This window comes from Leptolyngbya sp. CCY15150, assembly GCF_016888135.1.
Lineage (GTDB): Bacteria > Cyanobacteriota > Cyanobacteriia > RECH01 > RECH01 > RECH01.
In genome coordinates this window covers 25,603-47,579 of the sequence record NZ_JACSWB010000174.1, presented here as the reverse complement: position 1 = coordinate 47,579, position 21,977 = coordinate 25,603, and the positions used below count along the sequence as shown (strand labels likewise).

General features: G+C 54.4%; 23 protein-coding genes. 15 read left to right on the top strand and 8 right to left on the bottom strand.

Going from position 1 to position 21,977, the window contains the following annotated elements; translation table 11 throughout:
* Window positions 1-141 precede the first annotated feature (141 nt).
* Window positions 142-1,143, top strand: coding sequence for a sugar transferase (locus JUJ53_RS12180; protein ID WP_204152291.1), 1,002 nt, complete (start codon window positions 142-144; stop codon window positions 1,141-1,143).
* On the opposite strand, the gene JUJ53_RS12175 is transcribed toward JUJ53_RS12180, so the two are convergent.
* Complete coding sequence (locus JUJ53_RS12175; protein WP_204152290.1) at window positions 1,114-2,103, bottom strand: stage II sporulation protein M; 990 nt, start codon at window positions 2,101-2,103, stop codon at window positions 1,114-1,116. The genes JUJ53_RS12180 and JUJ53_RS12175 overlap by 30 nt on opposite strands.
* Before the next feature lie 600 nt (window positions 2,104-2,703).
* On the opposite strand from JUJ53_RS12175, the gene hemH reads away from it, so the two are divergent.
* Both hemH and JUJ53_RS12165 read left to right on the top strand, forming a co-directional pair.
* Entirely contained in the window at window positions 2,704-3,867 is a 1,164-nt protein-coding gene (gene hemH, locus JUJ53_RS12170) for a ferrochelatase (RefSeq protein WP_204152289.1), read from the top strand.
* Between the two features lie 219 nt (window positions 3,868-4,086).
* Window positions 4,087-4,587 (top strand): hypothetical protein, encoded by a 501-nt coding sequence (locus JUJ53_RS12165; RefSeq protein WP_204152288.1) that lies wholly within the window; start codon window positions 4,087-4,089, stop codon window positions 4,585-4,587.
* 20 nt (window positions 4,588-4,607) lie between these two features.
* Here JUJ53_RS12165 and JUJ53_RS12160 read toward each other — a convergent pair whose 3' ends face one another.
* Window positions 4,608-5,093 carry a hypothetical protein gene (locus JUJ53_RS12160; RefSeq protein ID WP_204152287.1) on the bottom strand — a complete coding sequence of 162 codons (486 nt, stop codon included), beginning with the start codon at window positions 5,091-5,093 and terminating at the stop codon, window positions 4,608-4,610.
* A 506-nt stretch (window positions 5,094-5,599) separates the two neighbouring features.
* Between JUJ53_RS12160 and aroA the strand changes: the two genes are divergently transcribed.
* Window positions 5,600-6,943, top strand: a complete 1,344-nt coding sequence (gene aroA / locus JUJ53_RS12155) for a 3-phosphoshikimate 1-carboxyvinyltransferase (RefSeq protein WP_204152286.1) — start codon at window positions 5,600-5,602, stop codon at window positions 6,941-6,943.
* 60 nt (window positions 6,944-7,003) lie between these two features.
* On the opposite strand, the gene JUJ53_RS12150 is transcribed toward aroA, so the two are convergent.
* Together JUJ53_RS12150 and lpdA are read right to left on the bottom strand one after the other, a co-directional pair.
* Complete coding sequence (locus tag JUJ53_RS12150; RefSeq protein WP_239125004.1) at window positions 7,004-7,402, bottom strand: glyoxalase; 399 nt, start codon at window positions 7,400-7,402, stop codon at window positions 7,004-7,006.
* An 80-nt stretch (window positions 7,403-7,482) separates the two neighbouring features.
* Complete coding sequence (gene lpdA, locus JUJ53_RS12145) at window positions 7,483-8,913, bottom strand: dihydrolipoyl dehydrogenase (protein WP_204152285.1); 1,431 nt, start codon at window positions 8,911-8,913, stop codon at window positions 7,483-7,485.
* A 781-nt stretch (window positions 8,914-9,694) separates the two neighbouring features.
* On the opposite strand from lpdA, the gene JUJ53_RS12140 reads away from it, so the two are divergent.
* On the top strand, window positions 9,695-9,913 hold the full coding sequence (locus tag JUJ53_RS12140; protein ID WP_204152284.1) for a hypothetical protein: 219 nt from the start codon (window positions 9,695-9,697) through the stop codon (window positions 9,911-9,913).
* 33 nt (window positions 9,914-9,946) lie between these two features.
* Here the strand turns inward: JUJ53_RS12140 and JUJ53_RS12135 are convergent, their stop codons facing one another.
* Window positions 9,947-10,747, bottom strand: a complete 801-nt coding sequence (locus tag JUJ53_RS12135) for an RNA methyltransferase (RefSeq protein WP_204152283.1) — start codon at window positions 10,745-10,747, stop codon at window positions 9,947-9,949.
* Window positions 10,748-10,999: 252 nt separating this feature from the next.
* Between JUJ53_RS12135 and psaM the strand changes: the two genes are divergently transcribed.
* The 7 genes from psaM to JUJ53_RS12100 all read left to right on the top strand — a co-directional run bounded on the left by psaM (window position 11,000) and on the right by JUJ53_RS12100 (window position 16,354).
* Window positions 11,000-11,095, top strand: a complete 96-nt coding sequence (gene psaM, locus JUJ53_RS12130) for a photosystem I reaction center subunit XII (protein WP_204152282.1) — start codon at window positions 11,000-11,002, stop codon at window positions 11,093-11,095.
* Between the two features lie 327 nt (window positions 11,096-11,422).
* A complete protein-coding gene (locus JUJ53_RS12125) occupies window positions 11,423-11,821 on the top strand; it encodes a hypothetical protein (protein WP_204152281.1) in 399 nt (132 codons plus the stop codon).
* A 315-nt stretch (window positions 11,822-12,136) separates the two neighbouring features.
* On the top strand, window positions 12,137-12,937 hold the full coding sequence (locus JUJ53_RS12120; RefSeq protein ID WP_204152280.1) for a hypothetical protein: 801 nt from the start codon (window positions 12,137-12,139) through the stop codon (window positions 12,935-12,937).
* A 214-nt stretch (window positions 12,938-13,151) separates the two neighbouring features.
* Window positions 13,152-14,252, top strand: a complete 1,101-nt coding sequence (gene rseP, locus JUJ53_RS12115) for an RIP metalloprotease RseP (RefSeq protein ID WP_204152279.1) — start codon at window positions 13,152-13,154, stop codon at window positions 14,250-14,252.
* 8 nt (window positions 14,253-14,260) lie between these two features.
* Window positions 14,261-14,959, top strand: a complete 699-nt coding sequence (gene nth, locus JUJ53_RS12110; RefSeq protein WP_204152278.1) for an endonuclease III — start codon at window positions 14,261-14,263, stop codon at window positions 14,957-14,959.
* Between the two features lie 119 nt (window positions 14,960-15,078).
* A complete protein-coding gene (gene rpsN, locus JUJ53_RS12105) occupies window positions 15,079-15,381 on the top strand; it encodes a 30S ribosomal protein S14 (RefSeq protein WP_204152277.1) in 303 nt (100 codons plus the stop codon).
* A 226-nt stretch (window positions 15,382-15,607) separates the two neighbouring features.
* Window positions 15,608-16,354, top strand: a complete 747-nt coding sequence (locus tag JUJ53_RS12100; RefSeq protein ID WP_204152276.1) for a bifunctional 4-hydroxy-2-oxoglutarate aldolase/2-dehydro-3-deoxy-phosphogluconate aldolase — start codon at window positions 15,608-15,610, stop codon at window positions 16,352-16,354.
* On the opposite strand, the gene JUJ53_RS12095 is transcribed toward JUJ53_RS12100, so the two are convergent.
* Both JUJ53_RS12095 and JUJ53_RS12090 read right to left on the bottom strand, forming a co-directional pair.
* Entirely contained in the window at window positions 16,242-17,351 is a 1,110-nt protein-coding gene (locus tag JUJ53_RS12095) for a glycerate kinase (RefSeq protein ID WP_204152275.1), read from the bottom strand. The genes JUJ53_RS12100 and JUJ53_RS12095 overlap by 113 nt on opposite strands.
* 2 nt (window positions 17,352-17,353) lie before the next feature.
* Window positions 17,354-17,701: a DUF565 domain-containing protein gene (locus JUJ53_RS12090; RefSeq protein ID WP_204152274.1), complete on the bottom strand. Its 348-nt coding sequence runs from the start codon at window positions 17,699-17,701 to the stop codon at window positions 17,354-17,356.
* 185 nt (window positions 17,702-17,886) lie between these two features.
* Between JUJ53_RS12090 and JUJ53_RS25095 the strand changes: the two genes are divergently transcribed.
* The 3 genes from JUJ53_RS25095 (at window position 17,887) to phoU (ending at window position 21,193) form a co-directional block, all read left to right on the top strand.
* Complete coding sequence (locus tag JUJ53_RS25095) at window positions 17,887-18,864, top strand: hypothetical protein (RefSeq protein ID WP_204152273.1); 978 nt, start codon at window positions 17,887-17,889, stop codon at window positions 18,862-18,864.
* A gap of 160 nt (window positions 18,865-19,024) precedes the next feature.
* Window positions 19,025-19,927 carry a GUN4 domain-containing protein gene (locus tag JUJ53_RS25090; RefSeq protein WP_204152272.1) on the top strand — a complete coding sequence of 301 codons (903 nt, stop codon included), beginning with the start codon at window positions 19,025-19,027 and terminating at the stop codon, window positions 19,925-19,927.
* A gap of 600 nt (window positions 19,928-20,527) precedes the next feature.
* Complete coding sequence (phoU, locus tag JUJ53_RS12075) at window positions 20,528-21,193, top strand: phosphate signaling complex protein PhoU (protein ID WP_204152271.1); 666 nt, start codon at window positions 20,528-20,530, stop codon at window positions 21,191-21,193.
* Between the two features lie 161 nt (window positions 21,194-21,354).
* Here the strand turns inward: phoU and JUJ53_RS12070 are convergent, their stop codons facing one another.
* Window positions 21,355-21,972 carry a CU044_2847 family protein gene (locus tag JUJ53_RS12070; protein WP_204152270.1) on the bottom strand — a complete coding sequence of 206 codons (618 nt, stop codon included), beginning with the start codon at window positions 21,970-21,972 and terminating at the stop codon, window positions 21,355-21,357.
* Between the last annotated feature and the right edge of the window lie 5 nt (window positions 21,973-21,977).

The following is a 21,977-nucleotide window of genomic DNA, read 5'->3' as shown; positions in this document are numbered from 1 at the left end:
TGCTATGAGACGGTATAGGGACGTTGGGGCGACCCACATCATGTGGTATCCCTCTCCTATTTTGGGAATCTTAAGGCTAGGTTTCTTCGTCGCGGTTTGATTTCCGACCTTTCGCTTGCTACACCCAGACACCAGAGCATGATGATTGCTAAATCTGAAAACCCGGACTATCCAGTAACCGTATCAGACCAGACTGCCATGGTTGTGATGCCAGCAATGTTTACTGTGAATCAGGCAGTGTCCTTTAAGCAAGCATTCCAGAGCGTCTGCCAGGATATTCCTTCCCTCACCCAAGCCAAGCTTGATTTCCGTCAAACGACGTTTATTGACAGCAGTGGGATTGGCGCACTGATTAGTGCTTTGAGAACCGCTCAGCAGCAGGGGGTTCAGCTTAAACTTTTTAATGTATCCAGCCAGGTGATGATGGCTCTGTCCATGACCGATCTGGATAAAATCTTTGAAATTGAGCAATCGACTGGTCTTGTGCAGGATCTGAAGGCCCGCCCCAGTCGCGATCAGCAGCCCCATCCGACCCATCCATCCATTACGTCGCCCACCAAACGCGTGATTGATATTGTAGGGGCGCTTGTCGGTTTGACGATTACCGGTGTGCTTCTGATCCCGATCGCGATCGCCATTCAGATCGACGATCCAGGGCCCATCTTTTTTGGGCAAGTGCGCTGTTCTTGGATGGGCAAGCGCTTCAAGATGTGGAAGTTCCGTTCGATGGTCGCGAACGCAGAAGCCTTGAAGCATCAGGTTGAGAACCAGGTGAGTGGGCCGTTGTTTAAGAATGCCAACGATCCTCGCATTACCCGAGTGGGACGGTTCCTCAGACGAACGAGCCTGGATGAACTGCCTCAGTTTCTCAATGTCTTAAAAGGGGACATGAGTTTGGTGGGTACTCGTCCGCCCACCCCTGATGAAATTGAAATGTATGAAATTCCCCAGTGGCAGCGGTTAGATGTCAAACCTGGTATGACGGGTGAATGGCAGGTGAATGGTCGCTCGTCGGTTACCAGCTTTGAGGACGTCATTCGTCTTGACTTGAAGTATCAACAAAACTGGAGCCTCTGGTACGATATCCAGCTCATCTTGAAAACCATTGCCGTTTTATTCAACAAGAAGTCTGGTGCGATGTAGAGAACCGCTGGGGTGGCTGCGACGACTCAAGTAGGCCAGCAGCCCGGTGAGCAGGACGATGCCGGTGATGTATTTTATGACATCGGGAATGGCTGGGTTGGGCGAGAAGAAACCTTCAATCACGCCTGCCATGATCAGCATAGGAACGACACCGTAGACGAGACGGGCTGCAAGCAGCCCGTATTTTTTTAGGGCATCTACTCGACGATAGAGTCCTGGAAACAGTAGCGCCCGTCCTAGGAGGAGTCCTGCTCCTCCAGCCAGAAAGATAGCCGGTAGTTCTAGGGCTCCATGGGGAAACACAAAGGCCCAAAATGGCCAGGCTAGGCCATTCTGTCCCACCAGCGCCCCGATGGAGCCCAAAAATAGTCCATTAAAGATCAGAATATAAACGGTCAGGAGCCCGCCGGTCATGCCGCCCGCCACGGCATTGAAGGACACCCGCAAATTGTTGATCATAATGTTGCTAGAGGCTAAGGGCTCTACACCTAGGATGCTGCCCATCCACAGCTCGCCACGGCGTACCATGGTGATCAGGTCATTGGGAACCAAGATGTCCATGTAGGTGGGGTCATGCCAGGCCAGCCACCAGCTCACGGCAGCCGGGGCAACAAGCAGGAGGGTACTGAGCAGAATGTAGCCGCGACATTGCTGTACGGTTTCAGGAAATCCTGACTGGATGAAGGTGAGCAGCGATCGCCATTCTTGGCGGCGATCGCCTTGGTAGATTTGAGCGTAGCCACGAACGGTTAGGGATTGAAGACGTCGCATGAGATCTGGCCCAAGGTTGTGAGTGCGGGCACGGGCCAGATCTGCGGAGACCGATCGATATAGACTAGCCAGGTTCTGAATATCCTGGGCGGAGAGGGTGCGCAGACCACGGCGTTCTGCTTGAGCGAGCAATCTTTCTAAGTCCTGCCAGCTTTTCTCTCGTTGTGCAACCCATCGCTGGATGTCCATAGGTTCTATCGGTAGCGTTTCGCCCCAGTGTAGCCTGATCACGAAAGCCGTTCCCAAAACTAGCGTTCCACGTCTCGATCCATGCTGTGCTGATCCAGGCTAGCGATCGCTCAACCTGTTTTCCGGGCCGCCCTGTCTGAAGTTTTGACCATTTTGCTCAAAAAAGACTTGCGGCCATCGAGCAAAGCAGCTTTTAATGGAAACTTAAGGAATGCCTGAATTCAAGATATAGTCTAGAAGTGTGGTCTTCGGGGTCTTCATTGAACCATCCTGTCGGCACAGGCACAGCTAGAGGATCAACACCAACGGCGAGGGGCACGATGACCATGGGGTTGCTCATCGGTTTAAGAGCAATCATCGATCATGGGAAGATGATGCGATCGCCAGAGAGATCGTCGGATGTGAGACCGTCAGGGGATCACCACGCTACCGCTACAGTCCACTGGATCTTGAAGATCCGTTACCGTTTTTTAAGGCGATCGCCCCAAAACCCCCGACAACGTTAAGATTATTAAGATAAGCTGCCGGTTAGAACCACTATTTGATCAGTCTATCGTTACAATAAGTAACACAAATCAGAGGACAGAGAAGGTTAAAACTATGGGTCGAGTTGGAGTTTTGCTACTTAACTTGGGCGGACCAGAGCGCCTAGAGGACGTTCGTCCGTTTTTGTTTAATCTGTTCTCTGATCCTGAAATCATCCGCATTCCCTTCACCTGGATGCAGAAGCCGTTGGCTTGGCTGATTTCCACATCGCGGGCCCGCAAGTCCCAAGACAACTACCGGCAGATTGGCGGTGGCTCACCCCTGCGCCGCATTACCGAAGAGCAGGCCCAGGCCCTAGAGGCATCCCTCCGCCAGCGGGGGCAAGATGCTCAGGTCTACATTGGCATGAGATATTGGTATCCCTTCACCGAAGAAGCGATCGCTCGCATCAAGCGTGACAAGATAGAAAAGCTGGTGATCTTGCCCCTCTATCCTCAGTTTTCCATCAGCACCAGCGGGTCGAGTTTTCGGCTGCTAGAGAAAATCTGGGGTGATGATCCAGCTCTTGAAAAAATTGAATATACGGTCATTCCCTCTTGGTACAACAGCCCCGGGTATCTGAGAGCTATGGCTGATCTCATTGCCCAGCAACTCGATCAGTTTCCCAACCCAGATCAGGTGCATGTGTTTTTCAGTGCCCATGGGGTGCCAATCAGCTATGTGGAAGAGGCTGGCGATCCCTACCAGCGCGAAATCGAAGACTGCACCGCGCTGATCATGAAAACCTTGAATCGCCCCAATGCCCATACTCTGGCCTATCAGAGTCGGGTGGGGCCGGTGGAATGGCTTAAGCCCTACACCGAAGATGCCATTGAAGAACTTGCCAATGATGGCGTGGAAAATCTAGCTGTCGTTCCCATCAGCTTTGTCTCAGAGCATATCGAGACTTTGCAAGAGATTGACATGGAATACCGCGAGATTGCGGAAGAGGCAGGGATTGAGCATTTTCAGCGGGTGCCAGCTCTCAACACCCATCCCGTGTTTATCGAAGATTTGGCCACGATGGTGGAGCAAGCGATCGCTTCCCCCAGTATCCAGTTCTCGGATGTAGTCCGTCCTCCTGAAAAGATCAAGATGTATCCCCAAGAGCGTTGGGAATGGGGCTTGACAACGGCTGCAGAAGTCTGGAATGGTCGCTTGGCAATGCTGGGCTTTATTGCCTTGATGCTGGAACTGATCAGTGGGCGTGGGCCGCTCCATCTGGCGGGTTTGCTGTAGGGGGCATCAGCCACTGAGGATTGTGCTGACCTAAGGATTGCTCTGTTAACGGTCGGGTCTGATAACAACTAGGGTAAGACAGGCTGCCGTTGGGGTGACGACGGATCCGGAGGATGGGTTGTGGATGGATCCATCGTCACCTCGGCTGATGGTCAACGTGGCTGAATGCCCTACTTGTTGCTGCCGCTGCATCTACAGAGTCTTTTGAGCTACCTACCTATGACTGACCTTCAGTGCCAGCCTGCCCTAGAGCAGCATGTCCCGGCGATGGGCCATCCCACCGATATGCCCCTCGCTCAAAGCATCCAGCAAATCACAGATTTGCTAAGACGATATCTCAACCTAGGCGATTTGCAGCGGGTTGGCATTAAGCTGTCGTTGCAGGCAGGATCTTTGCGATCGCCTCTGGCTGCCAAGATGGAGCGGCCTCACTCCTCGGGTCAGAATGATTCGCCCAAGGTTTTTTTAGTCCAAGAGGTGGCAAGATCACCAGATGAGCATCGTTCCCTTGGCGTAGCTCGACGGCTGAATATGGGGTCTCAAGACACCATCGAAGATGTTGCCCGCCGCATCCTCGACACTCGGCGGATTACGCGTACCGATCAAAACTCGCTTCTCAGCATTACCCTGTCCCAGGTCACCCTGAAATCTCAGGAGAAACTTTTGGTTGATAAGGTATTTGATGGACTCAAGCTAGGCATCTTGAAAGTCGTAGATTGAGGTTGATCGATCAAAATCGATCAAAGATGAACATCTAAACTCAGAACGTAGCGCCCAAGATGCAAGCGGTTGGCCCAGAGTTCATATTCAATGCGGAGAGATTTCGGTAGAGTATCCTGCGTGAACTCTAGCCGCCGCGTGAAGTTGCGCAGGCGAAACTGCCGTCCGTGGTGCGGCTGAAAGTTCTGCAACCAGTAGCGACTCAAGCCATAGACCCCTTCTTCCCAAAAATGGCGGTAGCTGCTGTCTCCATCGCCCTGCATGGTCATAATCACCCGGTAGGGAGAGACCTCTAGCCAAATGAGACGGGGCGATCGCTGGGTGGCCGCCACGGTGGCTGATGATCGGGATGGGATGTGGTGATGCAGAGAGGGTTCCGTCAGCAAAATATGGAATTGTTCCGCGTCTTTTTGGTAAACAGCCGCTGATGTTTCTGTAACAGACCATAGAGGCATGTCAAACGACATAAGAGAAAGACAGACCGGTTTGCGCGGATGGGTGAGCATAGAGCAGTAGGGATAGATGTCAGATAGGCGATCGGTGGACAGCAGGCAATCGAAACGATGGGGCCTAGCCCCGCTGCGCTGTCAACGAGCGCGGCAAACACTGCATCAAGATGATACTTTGAGTGTATTCCGTGGGTTCAAGAATGAAAAGGCGATCGGCAAAGACTTAACGTGAGGCAAGGTTGGTGGCATACGTCCAGCACGTCTCAGGATAACCATGGTGCCCAAGATCGTTGAGACCAGAATCATGTCTCGTTCGGGATTGGGTGGTTTGGATGAACTGCTTCAATAGCTGGTCAATAGCTGGTCAATATAGGGCGTGCTGGCATAGTTCCGTCGTCGATCATCTAATCATGTAGGCAGTGCAATCCTGCAATCCGGGCTGCTCTTCTAGCTTGCCCTAGGTTCGCGTTTTATTCAAACAGTCGCCGTTACCCCTCCAAAAGAGATAGGATGCTGACGAACATATCGCCCGGATTGTTTGCCGGATTGGGTGGTTATTGTCCATGGTTGTTGCCACGATCGCATTACAAACTCACGATACTCATCACACCCTTGCTATTGCGCCGCCCGCTGCGGGTTGGTCACTGCAGGGAACCATTCGCGTACCGGGGGATAAGTCCATTTCCCATCGGTCACTGATGCTCGGGGCGATCGCCCAAGGTAAAACACAGATTCAAGGATTGCTGCTGGGTGAAGATCCCCGCAGTACGGCCCATTGTTTTCGCGCCATGGGTGCTCAGATTTCTGACCTCAATGTGGATCATGTCGAGGTGGAGGGCATTGGCCTGGGTAACTTGCGAGAACCCTCCGATGTGCTGGATGCCGGTAATTCTGGTACCACCATGCGGCTGATGTTAGGCATTTTAGCGTCCCATCCCGATCGCCTGTTTACCGTGACCGGCGATGCCTCGCTGCGATCGCGCCCCATGGCTCGGGTCATTCAACCTCTGGAGCAGATGGGCGCACAGATTTGGTCGAGGGGCGGCGGTTTGGCTCCCCTGGCGGTGCGTGGTGCCAAGCTGACGCCGATTCATTACCATTCCCCCATCGCCTCGGCTCAAGTCAAATCCTGTATTTTACTGGCGGGCTTAATGGCAGAGGGCATGACCACGGTGACGGAACCGGCCTTATCTCGGGATCATAGCGAGCGCATGCTGCGAGCCTTTGGGGCCACGGTGCAGGTGGATGCGGAGACCTGTAGCGCCAGTGTGATGGGCCCGGCAACCCTGACGGGTCAGCAGGTGGTGGTGCCTGGTGATATTAGCTCGGCAGCCTTTTGGCTTGTAGCCGGGGCGATCGTGCCAGGATCGGATATTCTCATCGAAAATGTGGGAGTCAATCCTACGCGCACCGGCATTCTGGATGCGCTAAAGCAGATGAATGCTGACATCACCTTAGAACATCCTCGCACGGCGACCGGTGAACCGGTGGCAGATATCCGGGTGCGCCACAGCCGCCTAAAGGCCTGCACCCTCGAAGGGGATTTGATTCCTCGGCTGATCGACGAAATTCCTGTGTTGGCGGTAGCTGCAGCCTTTGCTGAAGGTACAACCATCATCCGCGACGCTGCTGAGTTGCGTGTGAAGGAAAGCGATCGCTTGGCGGTGATGGCGACTCAACTAGGAAAGATGGGGGCGGCGATTACGGAACTGCCGGATGGCTTAGAGATTACCGGCGGTCATGCCCTGACGGGTGCGGAGGTGGATAGCTTTACCGACCATCGCATTGCCATGAGCTTAGCGATCGCTGCCCTCATGGCCCAAGGCACCACCACCATCCACCGTGCCGAAGCCGCTGCCATTTCCTATCCTGACTTCACGCCTACTCTGCAGCGGGTTTGCGGTTAGGATGGGGAGCTATTGGACGACTCCCCGCGCTAAAGCAAAGGGGAGTCCCCGGAGGGATAGCTAAGACAAAAACCCCTCATGGAGGATCAGGCGATTGCCCACGGGATCGTAGGCATAGACCTCACGCCCGTGGGAGGTGAGGATGATGTCATCGGGTAAACAGGCCCCGCCCGCCGCCTGCACCTGAGCGATCGCTGCTTCCAAATTTGGCACCTCTAGACATAGGCTGAGGGGGCCACTGGAGGCTGCGGAGAATTCCGAAGTATGGGCGGGTTGGGGGCGAAAAATTCCCAGCCGCATGGGCCCTAGCTGAAATTCCCCGTAGCGATCGGGGGTCAAGGGGTTGGGGGCTTGGTCGAGGAATCGCTGGTAGAACGCGATCACCGTTGCAAACGGTTCGGCAGCGATCGCCATAAAGGCTGTGCGATAGGCGATCGCCTTGGGGGATGACTGTCCCATACTGCTCTTATCCTCTGGGCGGGGCTGTCGGGGGCGGGCAAAACCCATCCCCCGACTGGGCTGGCGTTTGGATGGCATGACTAATGGGCTGCGATCGTACGTTTGTAGGCTTCGTCAAGCACTTCAGACAGGGTGGGATGGGTATGGACTAGAAAGGCTAGGTCATGAACCGACTGCCGGTTGGCAATGGCGTTGGCGGCTTCCTGAATTAGGTCTGCGGCATGGAGCCCGATGATATGGGCTCCCAGCAGCTCTCCCGTATCCTTGCGATAAATCACCTTGGCAATGCCCTCGGTCTCGCCCTCCGCGATCGCCTTGGAGTTGCCCTTGAAGTAGGAGCGCACCGTGGCGACTTCGAAGCCTTCTTGGGCGGCCAGTTCCTTAGCCGTGGGTTCCGTGAGCCCCACAAAGCTCACCTCAGGATGGGTGAAGGCGGCGGCGGGAATGCTGCGATAGTCTACAGCGCGGGGGCGATCGCAAATGGTTTCCACCGTGGCAATGCCTTGGGCAGAAGCGGCATGGGCCAGCATCATCTTACCCGTAGCATCACCAATGGCCCAGAGATGGGGCACCGGCTGCCCATCCAGTAAAACGGCCATATGGTCGTTGACCGTAATGAAGCCTCGGCGATCGGTTTCCACTCCAACGGTTTCTAGACCAAGGTTCTTCGTGGCGGGGATCCGTCCTGTGGCCACCAGGCAAGCATCGACTTCTAGAACTTCCACCACCTCTTTGGTTTTCGCATCCGCTAGTTCGATTACCACGGGCGAACCGGGGATCACCCGCTTGGCCAGCATTCCCACCTTGGTTTCAATATCGCGGGAATCAATCAACACGCGCTTGGCCTGCTTGGCTATATCTGGATCAAAGCCGGGCATGAGTTGGTCTAGCGCTTCCACGATGGTAATTTCACAGCCCAACGCGGTATAGACATCGGCGAACTCTAGGCCAATGTAGCCACTGCCGATAATCGCCACCCAGTCGGGCAGCCAGTCGAGTTTAATGCCGTCATCGCTGGTAAAAACAGTTTTGCCATCGAGTTCGATACCTGGCGGCACAAAGGGTACGGAACCGGTGGACAGAATCACATCCTTGGCGGTGATTATCCGCTCGCCCACATCGGTTTGCACCGAAACTTTTTGGCTGCCGGCCAGCTTGCCCCAGCCGTGGATAATATCAACGCCCAGACGCTTGAGGCTATTGGTGAGATCGCCGCGCAGTTTATCGACTATGTTGGCTGCATGGCTGGCGATCGCTTGCCGATCAAACGTTACATCACCCACATGCACCCCTAGGGCTTGGAGGTGATGGGCGTTGCGCAATTCCCGCACGCGTCCCGATGCTGCCAGCAGTGCCTTCGAGGGAATGCAGCCCCGGTTTACACAGGTGCCTCCCATATCGGCAGCCTCAATGATCGCCGTTTTGAGCCCACAGCTCACGGCATGAAGCGCTGCGCCATGGCCGCCGACGCCCGCACCCACAATCACCAGGTCGTAATCAAATTGACTCACTTCACTTCCTCTGTCCGTCTTACTCTGTCGTGATTTACGCAACCGGGGAACAGTCCCGTTCTACCAACCTCTCTCCGGCGATCGCCCAGCCAATGCCTGCTTATTGTAGCGAACGACTGGGCTGTGGACGACCTGCGTAAATCTTGCTTGTCTAATTTTCAACTGGAGTGGGGTCATTAGACAACAGGGCTGAATATCCCAAATCACACCTCTGGGGCAGGGCATGGGGCCAAAAGACGTCCTATGGGATGAACGGGGTACACTAATAGCTGAGTGACGGATCAGCGTAACGCCAACGCTCCATCCCCTTGCTCCACAATGTGGAGTGCCCAATTTTTTGTCGCCCGTGCGGCGATCGCCATCCTTCCAGGACAAGCGTAATTCCATCATCTGACTTGTGTGATCATCCATCTACCCATTAACCTATTGTGCTGCTGGGTAATGCTCCTAAAACGATGTCATGTCTCCAACCCCATGGGATGGACAACAAGGTTGAGCGATCGTCTGCAACGCTGAATAATCTAGGACTAGGCCCACAAGCCAAGAAGAAAGCTAGGAGTTCATCCCAAGCCACCGTTATCCCAAGCCACCGTCATCACCCATCACGAATCTAGGCCCCGGTGTTGAGCAAGCCACCCTGATGGATCATCCGTTTGGCATGACCATCCGACGGCTGCTCATGCTTGGCCTTTCGCAATGGGAAGCACCTGAAATGCCCTCTAGACAATTAATTTCAGGGCACCGGTTCAAAATTATTGTATGAGTTGGAATTTTGAGCATCATGGATCACCGTCAGCAAGAGTTACGCCGTGCTGCCGCCCAAGACTTTTTAGACTCCCTCCATCAGTTAGAAGACACGTTCAAGCCCGAAGATGATGAGATCAATCATCCCGCTCCACCTGTCCAGCCGCCGCCACCGATGGATGAGCGTCTAAAAGCTATTGAAGCAGCAGCAGCGGATATTGAACGATTTCTCCAAGAGCTGGGCCCTGCTGATTAATGGGACATTGTGCAGGTCTATCCACTGTCTCGCCTAGGATGGGTTGCCCATTTGGGCCTGCTGACGCTGGGCTTCGTAGAGAATCACCGCCGCCGCGATCGCCACGTTGAGCGACTCTACACCGGGAGCTAGGGGGATGGTGACGCTCACATCGGCTAGGGCGCTCAGGGCGGGGGAAAGACCAGCACCTTCATTGCCCAAGAGCAACAGGGTGGGACGCGTGAAATCGACTGTCCAATAGATCTGCTGAGCGGTTGGCAGGGTGGCGACGACTTGATGGTTGGGGTGCGATCGCCATTCCGCTACTTGGGTCGGCAGGTCGGCAACCACGCCCATGGGCAAGCGAAACCACTGCCCCGCTGAAGCCCGCAGCACCTTAGGATGATCAAGATCGACACTGTCGCTGCTGAGCCAGAGGCCATCCACCCCCACCGCCGCCGCCGTGCGAATCAAGGTTCCCAAATTACCCGGATCCTGAAGCGTTTCTAGGGCTAGCCCCAGACGGGTGGGTTGGGGAATGGTGTGGGTGAGCTGGGTGCGATCCAGGGTGGCGACCACGCCGTCGGGGGTCATGGTGGTGGCGATCGCCTTCAGAACGTCTGGACTGACCAACTCACAGCGGGCCGATTGAGCGATCGCCCGTTCCCATAGCTCAGGATAGTGCAAGGCCCAATCGGGCGTGTGGCAGAGAGCTGTGAAGGACATACCTGCTGCGCAGGCCTCCTCGATTAAATGGGTGCCTTCCAGTAACATATGCTGCTGCTCGTGCCGCCCCTTGGCCCGCTGGAGCTGCTTGAGTTGTTTGATAAATGGATTTTTAACACTGGTCAGCATGGAACCCCCCATCTAGTTCGGCGAGCCATGACGCCAGACCCCGGATGTTGGCGCGCCGCTAGCATATATCCGATCATGTCGAGTGTACTCTAGGGTTGGCAAGACTCCCGCTAGACCACTGTCATAATCTGTGACCCAAATTGGGAATGCGGTACTCAATTTTGCAGAACGACTTTGGTATAGTAGGGCAGAAGTATGATGATGACCGAAGCATTTGTTTCGGAATTGTTTATCAATAGGGAGTTTTCATCGATGGGACTATCAGATACTCAAATCTTTGTAGCTTTGGTGATTGCGCTTGTACCAGGGATCTTGGCATTCCGCCTATCCACCGAACTGTATAAGTAAGCGTCCATGGGCTGACCATGCCTCTAGGGGTGTGATCAGCCCTAATTTCTAGAAAAGTAACAAATATTTTAAGTTTTTACGCGTGACGTCGTCCTCCCGGCTAAAAAGTACGGGGCACCAAGGACATGAGGGGTAGCCAACCAATTGACCTTCTGCTATGGGCATGGTGATCTAGGAACAGGATTCACGCTCTTTATTCTTACTGTTACCTATCGTGGTGGCAGTTTTAGAGAAACGGAGCTAACGTTAAGCCTAGGCTTTGATTACGTCTGCATCAGGGGGCTCGCCTCATCCTACCGACTGCGATCGCACCACTTTATATCATCTATGTACGCACCTCAGCCGACTCCGCCACCAGAACATCCACCGCGTCCGTCAGCGCTGCGATCGCGTCGTCCGGTTCGTTCGCCCCACCGTGGGGTGACGGTGGAAGTGAGCACCAAGGTGGTGGTCAACGTATGTTTGGTGGTGGTCTCTAGCGTTGCCTTGGTGAAGCTAATTCCCAATACCCTACGACAGCAGGCTCAGCTTGAGGAACTGCAGGCTGAAGTAACCTACCTCCATCAAGACGTTGAGCAACTGCGCCTTGAGTTTAATGCCTACTTTGACACGACCCAAACTGAGCGTCTTGCCCAAGAAGAAGGACAATTGCTCAAACCTAATCAGCGCCGGGTTGTGTGGCTAGATTCCCAGGAGTCAGATGCGCGTCAACTCGCCCATCACTAACCTACTTTGATGCTCTTGTTGCTGAGAGGGATGACCGACTCAAGATTAGAACCTTAGTTGAGGAAGGAGCGATCGCGTCCTGATGGCAGGATAGATCGGGCGCATTAGGGTAGTAGTGCAGTTTGAATCGTGTTGTGAAAGGGCTAGACGGGTCGCCTAGGAAGCTGGCTCAGCCGGTCGTTTCTAACTAGGGTCTTGCCGCATCCAATGATGATACGTTCGGACATAATTTCTCCAGATGCTCACGCCAGCCAATATCATGGTTTAGCGCCGGGGCACACTGTGAGCTTCAGGTGAATTGACGTTACTCCTGCCATGTCCATTCAAAAGTTTCCGCTTACTACGATTCAAAAGGTGCGGCAGTACATACAAAGTGCCCTTGTTTTGCCAGAGTCAGAACAACAGCCGCCATCCACCAAAACCTTCGAAGATGATAATGAGGTACCCGAACCTGAATCGTTAGATGCCCTAGGAGACTTATTCAAGTTTGGGGGCCCTTCCGAAATCCTAGACTCTAGTGCATCGGCCAGTGGGCGGTGGTTGGTGAGTGCGGTGAATCCTGCTGACGCCCTCATTCGTCTACCAGGGCTGACCCTGAAAGAGGGACTGCGCCTTGTGGGCTATATTTACCGCAGCGAGAAAAACGGTAAGGGCGTGGTTTGGGCGGTGCCGGAGGTGCTCAGCGTGACGGCGGAACTGGAAAAGGCTCTGTCGGATGATCTGGATCTGGCCCATCCCCCTCAGCCCAATCAGGCGCTGAAGGATGTGATGGAATCCATTGAGGGCGATCGCTCTGTGGTCTCGTTCATGGTGGCCTCTATTCTACGGCGGGAGATGCTGGAGTTTGGCTCTGCCGGAAAGCACTGCCGCTGGACACACCATCGCCTGATTGATGGCATTCCCAATACCATCGTGCCAGACTGGCGAACGGCACCGCCCCAAGAATTTGCGCCTCGGGCCCGGATTTTTCCCGATGGGCGAGCTGCGGTGGAATTTTTCACCTGCCGGGTTGCGGCTCCCACCGCCATTTTTCGGCACATTGACCAATATCCCGCCGATAGCTATGTGGTCAATAGCCTGGATCGGGCGATCGCCCTAGTCCACCGTCGTTCCTAGGTTCAGAATGCTCCTGTCCTCAAGCCTTCCTGCAGGGAATCTAGGGAGGATCAGCAAGCCACCCAGAGGATCCCCTGGGTGGTTTGTTATGATTAAACCTTATGGGATCATGATCAGAGAAGACTATCCAGCCTTTGATTAGGCTGTTACTAACTCATTGCTGCTCATCGGCTTGCCCATCGACCTCGACCCTTCACGCATAGCGAAGTCTTATATGTCTGGATTATTTGCGCTGCCAGCGATCGCCGCCCTAGCCATTTTGATTGTGGTTCATGAACTGGGGCATTTTCTGGCTGCCCGCCTCCAAGGTATTCATGTCAATCGCTTTTCCATCGGGTTTGGCCCCATTCTGTGGAAATACCAAGGATCGCAGACGGAATATGCCATTCGAGCCATTCCCTTGGGGGGCTTTGTCGGTTTTCCCGACGATGATCCAGATAGCACTATCCCCGATGATGATCCCGATCTGCTGAGCAATCGTCCCATTCTCGATCGGGCGATCGTGATTAGCGCTGGCGTGATCGCCAATCTTTTATTTGCCTATCTCTTGTTTGTGGGACAGTTTGCTGGCGTGGGCATTCCCGACACATTTAACACCAAGCCAGGTATCTTGATCCCGGAAGTGATGTCCCTCGAAACACCGGCAGCCCAGGCCGGCATTCGTCCTGGGGATTTGGTGTTGGAAGTCAACGAGACCACTCTGGGTGCAGATGCGCCGGTGATTGATCTGTTTACCGAAGCCATTCGCTCAAGTCCCAACCAGCCCGTAGATTTGCTTGTGCAACGGGGCGATCGCCAGCTCAATCTAACAGTGACCCCCGAGGTGAACGACCAGGGTGTGGCGGTTATCGGGGTAAAGCTGATTCCCAATGGAGACGCGACCTATCGTCGTCCCACGGGTATTGGTGAAGTTCTCACGCTGGCAGCCCGGAGTTTTCAAGATATGTTCTTGGGCATTGCTGGTGGTTTTTGGATGCTGATCACCAATTTTTCCCAAATTGCCGACCAGGTGGGGGGGCCGGTCAAAATTGTCGAGCAAGGGGCTCGCTTTGCCGAAAATAATCTGCTGAGCCTGATTCCGTTTACCGCTGCGATCAGCATCAACCTAGCGATTATCAACATTCTGCCGCTCCCGGCCCTTGATGGCGGTCAGCTCACCTTCTTGCTGATTGAAGGACTGCGCGGCAAACCCCTGCCGTCGCAGGTGCAAGAAAATGTGATGCAGACGGGGTTGGTGCTGCTGTTGGGGTTGGGCGTTATCCTGATCGTGCGCGACACAACCCAGCTTGAGGTGTTTCAAAATCTACTGCAATAGGCTGTGCCATGCCGCGCAAACTGTCTATCAAACAACAGCGGGCGATCGAAATCCTCATTCGCCTCAAGCGTCTGTATCCCGATGCCACCTGCTCCCTCGATTATGAAACGCCGGTTCAGTTGCTGGTAGCGACGATTCTCTCCGCCCAATGCACCGACGAACGGGTCAACAAAGTCACACCGGAGCTATTCCGGCAGTTTCCCGATGCTCGGGCTATGGCAGGGGCCGATCTAGAGGAACTGGAAACCTTGGTGCGCTCCACCGGTTTCTATCGCAACAAGGCCAAGAATATCCAAGGGGCCTGTCGCATGATTGTGACGGACTTTGGAGGACAGGTGCCCCAACTCATGGATGATCTGCTGAAGCTGCCAGGTGTGGCTCGGAAAACTGCCAATGTGGTGCTAGCCCATGGGTTTGGCATCAATGCTGGTGTCACGGTGGATACCCACGTTAAGCGGTTGAGTAAGCGGCTAGGGCTGACCCAGCATACCGATCCCGTCCGAGTTGAGCGGGATTTAATCAAGCTGCTTCCTCAACCGGATTGGGAAAACTGGTCGATTCGTTTGATCTATCACGGCCGCGCCGTTTGCATGGCCCGGAATCCGGCCTGCGATCGCTGCCATCTCGCTGATCTTTGCCCTGCGGCCGATCCCAGCAAGGTAGATGCTTCGGGGCCACCCCAATTGCGATCGCTGCCCTCGACCTAAGCATGGTCATCCTGGCCTAAGGGCATCCATGATCCTGGAAGTTTTTGGGAAAAGGGTAGATTATTTGCTTTTGATCGAGGTACCATTAGAGACGGTGTCTTAATAAGTTTTGGATATCTATGGCAAAGAAGAGCATGGTTGAGCGGGAGCGTAAGCGCCAGAAGCTCATTGATAAATACGCCGCGAAGCGGGCAGAGCTAAAGGAACAATTCCGCACTGCCTCTTCTCAGCAAGAAAAAATGGACATTCATCGCCAGATTCAGCAGTTGCCGCGTAACAGCGTGCCCAGCCGTCTGCGCAACCGCTGTTGGCTAACAGGCCGTTCTAGAGGTTACTACCGCGACTTTGGCCTCTGCCGCAACGCCCTGCGGAAAATGGCCCACGAAGGCCTGCTGCCTGGTGTGGTTAAATCAAGCTGGTAGACTCGCCAGTCGTCCCATCAGTATCTCCAACCTATCCTTGGTCACGCCATCACGGCGATGACTAGGCCATCTGTTGGACTGCTTCGTATGGATGAAGTAGCTCAATTTAGACGATATGTGAAAGCTGGGGACGGCAAGATGTCTCCAGCTTTTTGCTCTTCAAGGTGGCCGAAACCTAGGCATCTCGATGAGTGATAGACAAGGCTTTTGATTGCAGGGCAACGGCATGGATGCGCAAGCATGGCTAGAGGAACTGACGCGTAGTCGAGCGATCGCTGTGATTCGGGCTCCTAGCCTAGACATTGGCTATCGCATGGCCCAAGCTGTGGCGGCGGGCGGGATGCGAATGATAGAGGTCACTTGGACGAGCGATCGCCCTGGTGACCTGATCCAGCGCCTGCGAGAGGATCTGCCGACCTGCTGTGTCGGCGCAGGGACGGTGTTAAATCCCACGGATCTACGACAAGCGATCGCTGCCGGTGCCCAGTTTCTTTTCTCTCCCCACACGGATCTAGACCTCCTGCGCTGGGCGATCGCCCATCAGGTGCCGATGGTGCCGGGGGCTTTGTCGCCCAATGAAATCGTGGCGGCCTGGCAGGCCGGCGCTGCCACCGTCAAGGTCTTCCCCGTGCAGGCTATGGGTGGTGCTGCCTATATTCGCAGTTTACAGGGCCCCCTAGGGCATATTCCCCTGATTCCCACAGGGGGCGTCACGCTCCAACATGCTGCCGATTTAATCACCGCCGGGGCGATCGCGGTGGGAGTGTCGGGGCAGCTCTTTCCTGCGGAGGCGATCGCAACGCAAAATTGGTCTGCGGTTACCCATCAGGCCCGGCAGCTTGGGCAAGCTCTCCGTCCCTTCATCCACCATCCGAGGGTAGATGTTGAGGACAATAGACTTGCCCAGGGGCATGATTGGGCTGAATCTCAATCACCAAGTCAACATAGTCGCACTGGTGACACATGGGTGTAATAAATAACTCAGGATGGAGCGATCGCCAAAAGTACAAGACAAAGGCATCAATATCCGCATCGGACATGCCCGAGCGACCGCTGGCCTTCATGCGCTGCTCAGCCTCGCGCCGCCATTGTTGACTGAGGCGATAATCGGTGGGCGAGAGCACCATCAGCCGGTCTAATTGCTCCCAGAGGGGCAGATAGGCCTGCAAGGCTTGGTTAATATCGCGGGCAAATTGGCGATCGCTTTCGGTACTAATGGGCTCGGGAGCTGCGTCAAATACTTGGGGATCCACGGGACGAGTGCCCACAAACCAGCCCTCAAACAGCACAATGTCGGCACCGGAAATCATCATCGGCTCAGCGCGATCGCCCGCTCCGTTGTGCAGGGATTTATCAAACCGAGGGATGGCAATGGGGGTTTGGGGATCGGCCTGCCGCAACTGCTGCAGCACCGATAAACCTAGGTCTACATCATGGGTGCCCGGCGGCCCGCGCCATTTCAGTCGAGCATCCTGGGCCTGCAACACTTGGCGGTCGGCATAGGTTTTATAGAGATCATCAATGGAGAGTTCGCAAACTCGGTAGCCAAGCTGGTTGAGAATCAGGGTCAAGATAGCAGCCAGGGTGGTTTTTCCAGTGCCTTGCCCGCCCAAAATTCCCTGGACAAGGGGACGACCCAAGGTCTGGCGATCGGCGACAAGCTGCATTGCTAACGGCAGCCAAAGTGACCAGAGGGTATCTAGGCGGGCTTGACTGTCGTGAACGGCCCAGCCCAGGCGATGCTGACAAAAGGGAATAAATTGATGATAGACAGCGCGAAAAAGCCGTAGGCGATCGCGCACCACTTGACCCGCCGTCTCTCTTGTAATGCCAAAAGCCTGAGCCCGAGCTTGATCTGCTAACGTGGCCTGTTCTAGCTCTTGGAGAATAGATCCATCAAGCGATCCATCTTGCGCTTGCGTTGTAATCAAACCTGTTAAGAGCTCGATGAGAGGAGCAGAGTTGTCCATCGCTAGCTTCCGAGAAGTTGTGCTTGGATAAACATGCCATAGATGAATCCAATTTTCAGTGCATTGAGAATATCTAAAAGCCAGTAGGGGCGAGATGGCGGTATGTCTGCAGCCGATTGCCGACGATAGGTCGCCCAGCTTATAAGCTCTACGGTGAGCACCAAAAAGCTGGCAACCACAACATCAATTTCAGCCGTTTGTCCAGCCGTCGTGGAGACGACTAGGGCTAAAAAGATGCCAAACAGCAGCCCAATGACTAAAAACGAGAGTCGCCGCCAGGGGTTTTTGAGCCAGCGGGTGGCCTGAACGGTCACATCTTCAACTAAGCGGTTGAATCGAGTATTTTGCATGGCAATGTCTGAAGATGGCGGGGCAGTTTCTAGGCTGATTCTGGAACAAAGCCAAGAAACATCCCTGGGGATGACTACTGTATAAATTCCCCTAGATTTTAACGGTTCTTGGTCGAGTGGACGCAATGCTCGGTTCGCAGTAGCGTATAAAGGACGTCCTTCGACTGCCTGATTGAGGCATTGCCGTGTCAGATTCGCCCCTCTCTCCATCCCCATTGTCTAACGTCAGCACTCCAGGACAGTTTGATGCCGTGCTGGGTGGAGCGATCGCTCCCGCCTCAGGGGTGGTTCTGGGCGGTCTGGAGGGATTGATCTGGCGGATTAAAACCCTACCCGCAGACCAGCAGCCCTTAGCGCTTCCTGCTCTTTTAACCTACGGCGAACCAGGGCTAGCAGAACTGGTGCAGTGGCTACAGCACGATCGCCCTAGCCTGCAAAAAGCTGCCTATCAACTGCTCCGCGATCGCCCTGAAGCCATCGCCCAGGCTGCTATTGAAACCTGCTGTCCCTGGCCCTGGTTAGAGCAGCAAGCCGTCTTCACCCATGCCAGCGGTATCACAGCCTTGTCCATCCATCCCCACCATCCCTGGATGGCTAGCGGTTGTCGGGATGGTACGGTGACCCTTTGGGATCTCCAGACCGAGGAATCACGGTGGGTGATCGACACGGAGGATTTTATCCATACCCTCACCATCCTGCCTGGGGAGCAGTTGCTTTGTGGGCTAGGCAGGGGGCGATCGCCTATCCACTGGCATCTGCACCATGGGCAACGGGTTGATGGGGCGGGACATGTACCGCATGGATCAAGCACGGCATCGGGTCAGCAGCCGGATGCGATGGATCAACTGGCCGGCCAGGGTTGGCTTGATGAAGCGATCGCCTGGCAGACCGTAGACAGTCCCCCACCTCAGCTCCCTACCGTTCAGCCCCAGCAGCCCAAGGCAAGCCTGAAACAGATTGCCTCTGTCACCTTGAGCGATCGCCGCTATTTAATCAGCGCTAGTAAGAACATGATTCGCATCTGGGATTTGCGGGTGGGGCGGGAAGTCATGATACTGAAAGGGCATACTAGTCTTGTAACCGCCGTGGCAGTGCGCAGCGATCGCCCTTGGCTGGTCAGCGGCAGTGAAGATCGCACGGTTCGCCTCTGGGGACTTCCCTAGGGGATGGCTGATGGCAGGCGTTGACCTCGGTGATCATCCCTCGGTGATCATGTCTCGTTGCTGATTTCATCTTGCTCTATAACCTGGGGATATGACCCACGATCTACCCAATTCAGCTAGTCAACCCAGCGCTTTTGATGCTGTCTTGGGAGGGCAATCTGTGTCACCTTCCACCGGAGCTGTGCTGGGTGGCTTGGCGGGCGTCAAGCGGCGATTGATCAGCCCTGATCCGCAGCAGCGTTTGGCGGCCCTCACCGATGCCCTGCGCTACCCCTCTGGTCTGGAGTTGGTGATTGGAGCGTTGAGCGATCGCAGTGAGGTGGTGCAAAATGCTGCCTATCAACTCTTGCAGGATCAGACGGATGCTACTGTGCAGCAAGCCCTGCGTCTCTATGTTTTCTCTCGCTCGAAGCGCCATATAGCCAGTGAGGACGAAGCGACTCGCATAGCGGCCCTCTCGGATCTGGTTCACTGTGGCCATGAAGGGCTCAATTTGGTGATCCATGCTCTGCGCGATCCGTCTGACCTGGTGCAGCGAGCTGCCTATGATCTGCTCAAAGACCGTCCAGAACGTCGTGTGCGAACGTCGCTAGAACTTTTTTCCGCTGCCGGTGTGAACTACATGCGATTGCGAGCGCTGTTGATCAATGGAGAATGGTGCTTGGCTGACCAAGAGACGGTTGATCTGATGATCAAAGCCTGCGGTTTAGACCATGGCCCGCTGCAGCCGACTCAACTGCTACGCATTCCCTGTGAAGATTTGCTGATTATCGATCGCTTGTGGACACGCTACAGCAGCGGTCGTTTTGGCTTCAGCGTCCAGTGTTCTATCTGGCAAGATTTTTACAACCTCTATTGGAGCAAGTCCGATACTTGGAGTGCCTTTGGCGATCGCGTTGGCTGGCGTGTGAACCATCTGCTCAACCCCAATCACTGGCGGCGTTATGACGAACTGATCTTTAGCCTGCGGGCTCCCGTGGGGCACCTGCCGTTCTTGGGCGATAAATTTGGCATCTTTACAATCGAAACCATTGCCGGTCGATTGGCAAATTGTCAACGCTAAACAGAATTGCTGAAGATGAATCTAGTACGATCACAAATGTCAATTAACCTGCAGTAAAAAAATCAGCGGACTAAGTAGGAAATGTTAGGCTATAGGCTCCCTGATCTTCAGGGCTGCTTGGCGATTAGGTCACTCCTAACGCGATCGCCCCCTGTTCATTGAACAGGGATGACCATCCACATTTTTTTCTCTGCGGTATAAGGAAAACACCACCCCACCCTTTACATAGATCTATCCAAACCGTCATTATTTCTTAACTTTTGTGTCTTAAACTAAGTGAAAAGCATCAGTCCAAAACTCCTCTGTTGAAGATGCATCTAGGCAACTGTGTGGCTTGTCCTAAGATATTGTTGAGAACCGATCGCATGTTGCTTGGCTGCCGTTCAGCTAGTTCATACGCTATGGTGACTGGATAGCGGTTGCGTTGCTCATGGGTCTTACAGCCTCAGCATGGTTACCCTCAACAATTCCAGTTCGACAGCGTGACTCCTTTTTGAGACTGCTGGGTGGCTGAGTCACCTCAAGGTCTCTTGTGTTTTTCATCCATCGCTTTTATTACGACCCATTTGATATTTGGCAATACAGTAAGCAGGTTAGCCTATGGTCTCTTACATCTCAAACAAGGCCACTCGCATTGAATTTGAGCGAAAAATCCGTCGGATTCAACGCGATGTTTTGCGGATGGGAGCACTCGTGGAAAGTTCCTGCTGGCTAGCACGACGAGCTTTATTTGAACAAGACTTAGATGCGGCTCGGCAAATCGATCAACAAGATAAACAGATTGATCACTTCTACCGGCAAATTGAAGTTGATTGTGTCAATTTGATGACGTTGCAGGCTCCAGTCAGCCAAGATCTACGCCTTTTGAGTGCCTTGATGCAGCTTGTTCGTGATCTAGAACGTATTGGTGACTATGCCAATGACTTGGGAGAGATTGCCATCAAGCTTTTTCCCTATCCGGTGCATCCCTGCATGGGGCAGGTTAGGGAGATGTCGGATCGCTGCCGTGCCATGCTGGCAATGAGTTTGGCGTCGTTGTCTGACTTAGATGCTGAGTCTGGGTTAGAGATGAAGCTCAAGGATGACGCGGTGGATCTAGACTACGAGCAACTCTACGATCGCTTGGCTCACCAAACCGATGTCCAAGGCTCTATTGAGCCCATTGTGCTGTTGGTGCTAGTGATCCGTCACCTTGAGCGCATGGCTGACCATGCCACCAATATTGGTAAACGCGTAGCCTACATCGTAACGGGGCAACGGCACTAAGCAGATAGCCCTACTCCTCTCTCGTCAAAGACTCATAGTCAAAGGCTCATGAAACGTGCGTTACGGCTGCGCCTAACAGCACGCTACGACAGAGATACGACCGTTTGGGCTGAGCGGTTGCAGCCCCTCTCCTGACCTCAGGCTGATGAACTCATGCTGACTTAGAAGCCACCCCGTCGATTGGGCGGCGGATCTTCGTAGTCTTCGTAGGTATCATAGCCATACTCTTCTTCGCCCCATTCATCTTCATCATCGGCACCTTCCCATTCTTGGTTGGCAGGGGGTTGCCAGTCGAGTTCTTCATAGTCTTCTTCTGCATAGCCGGGCTCTCCCCAGCGAGGTGCTTCGCCGGTCGGCATCTCTGACTCGGGTAAGGGCCAACCCCGTCGTCGTCCGGGAGGGGACGGCATCTCGTCGTCTAGAACTAGATCATCCCAGAGGCGATCGCGCTGGCGAGAAAGTTCAATCGCAGATGGAGCTGGAGCTTCGACTTTGGGTTGCCAGGTGAGTTTGACAGAAAGGGCAGCGCTGCGGCCAATATTCACAATGGCGGCTTGACCGTTGGCGTTGAGCTGAATGCCAAAGGACACTTCAACTTGGGAGGGGCGATCGTCTAAGCTATTCATCGTCTCAGCCACCTGTTGTGCCATGGATCGCATGGTGTTCATGGCGTGGTTGATGGCGTTGGTAGACATCTCCGGTGACTGTGGCGATGACGAGCCAGCAGCGTCAAACTCTACGACAATGGGTGCGTTTTCATCTGGGACAAAGCTAGGCATACAAT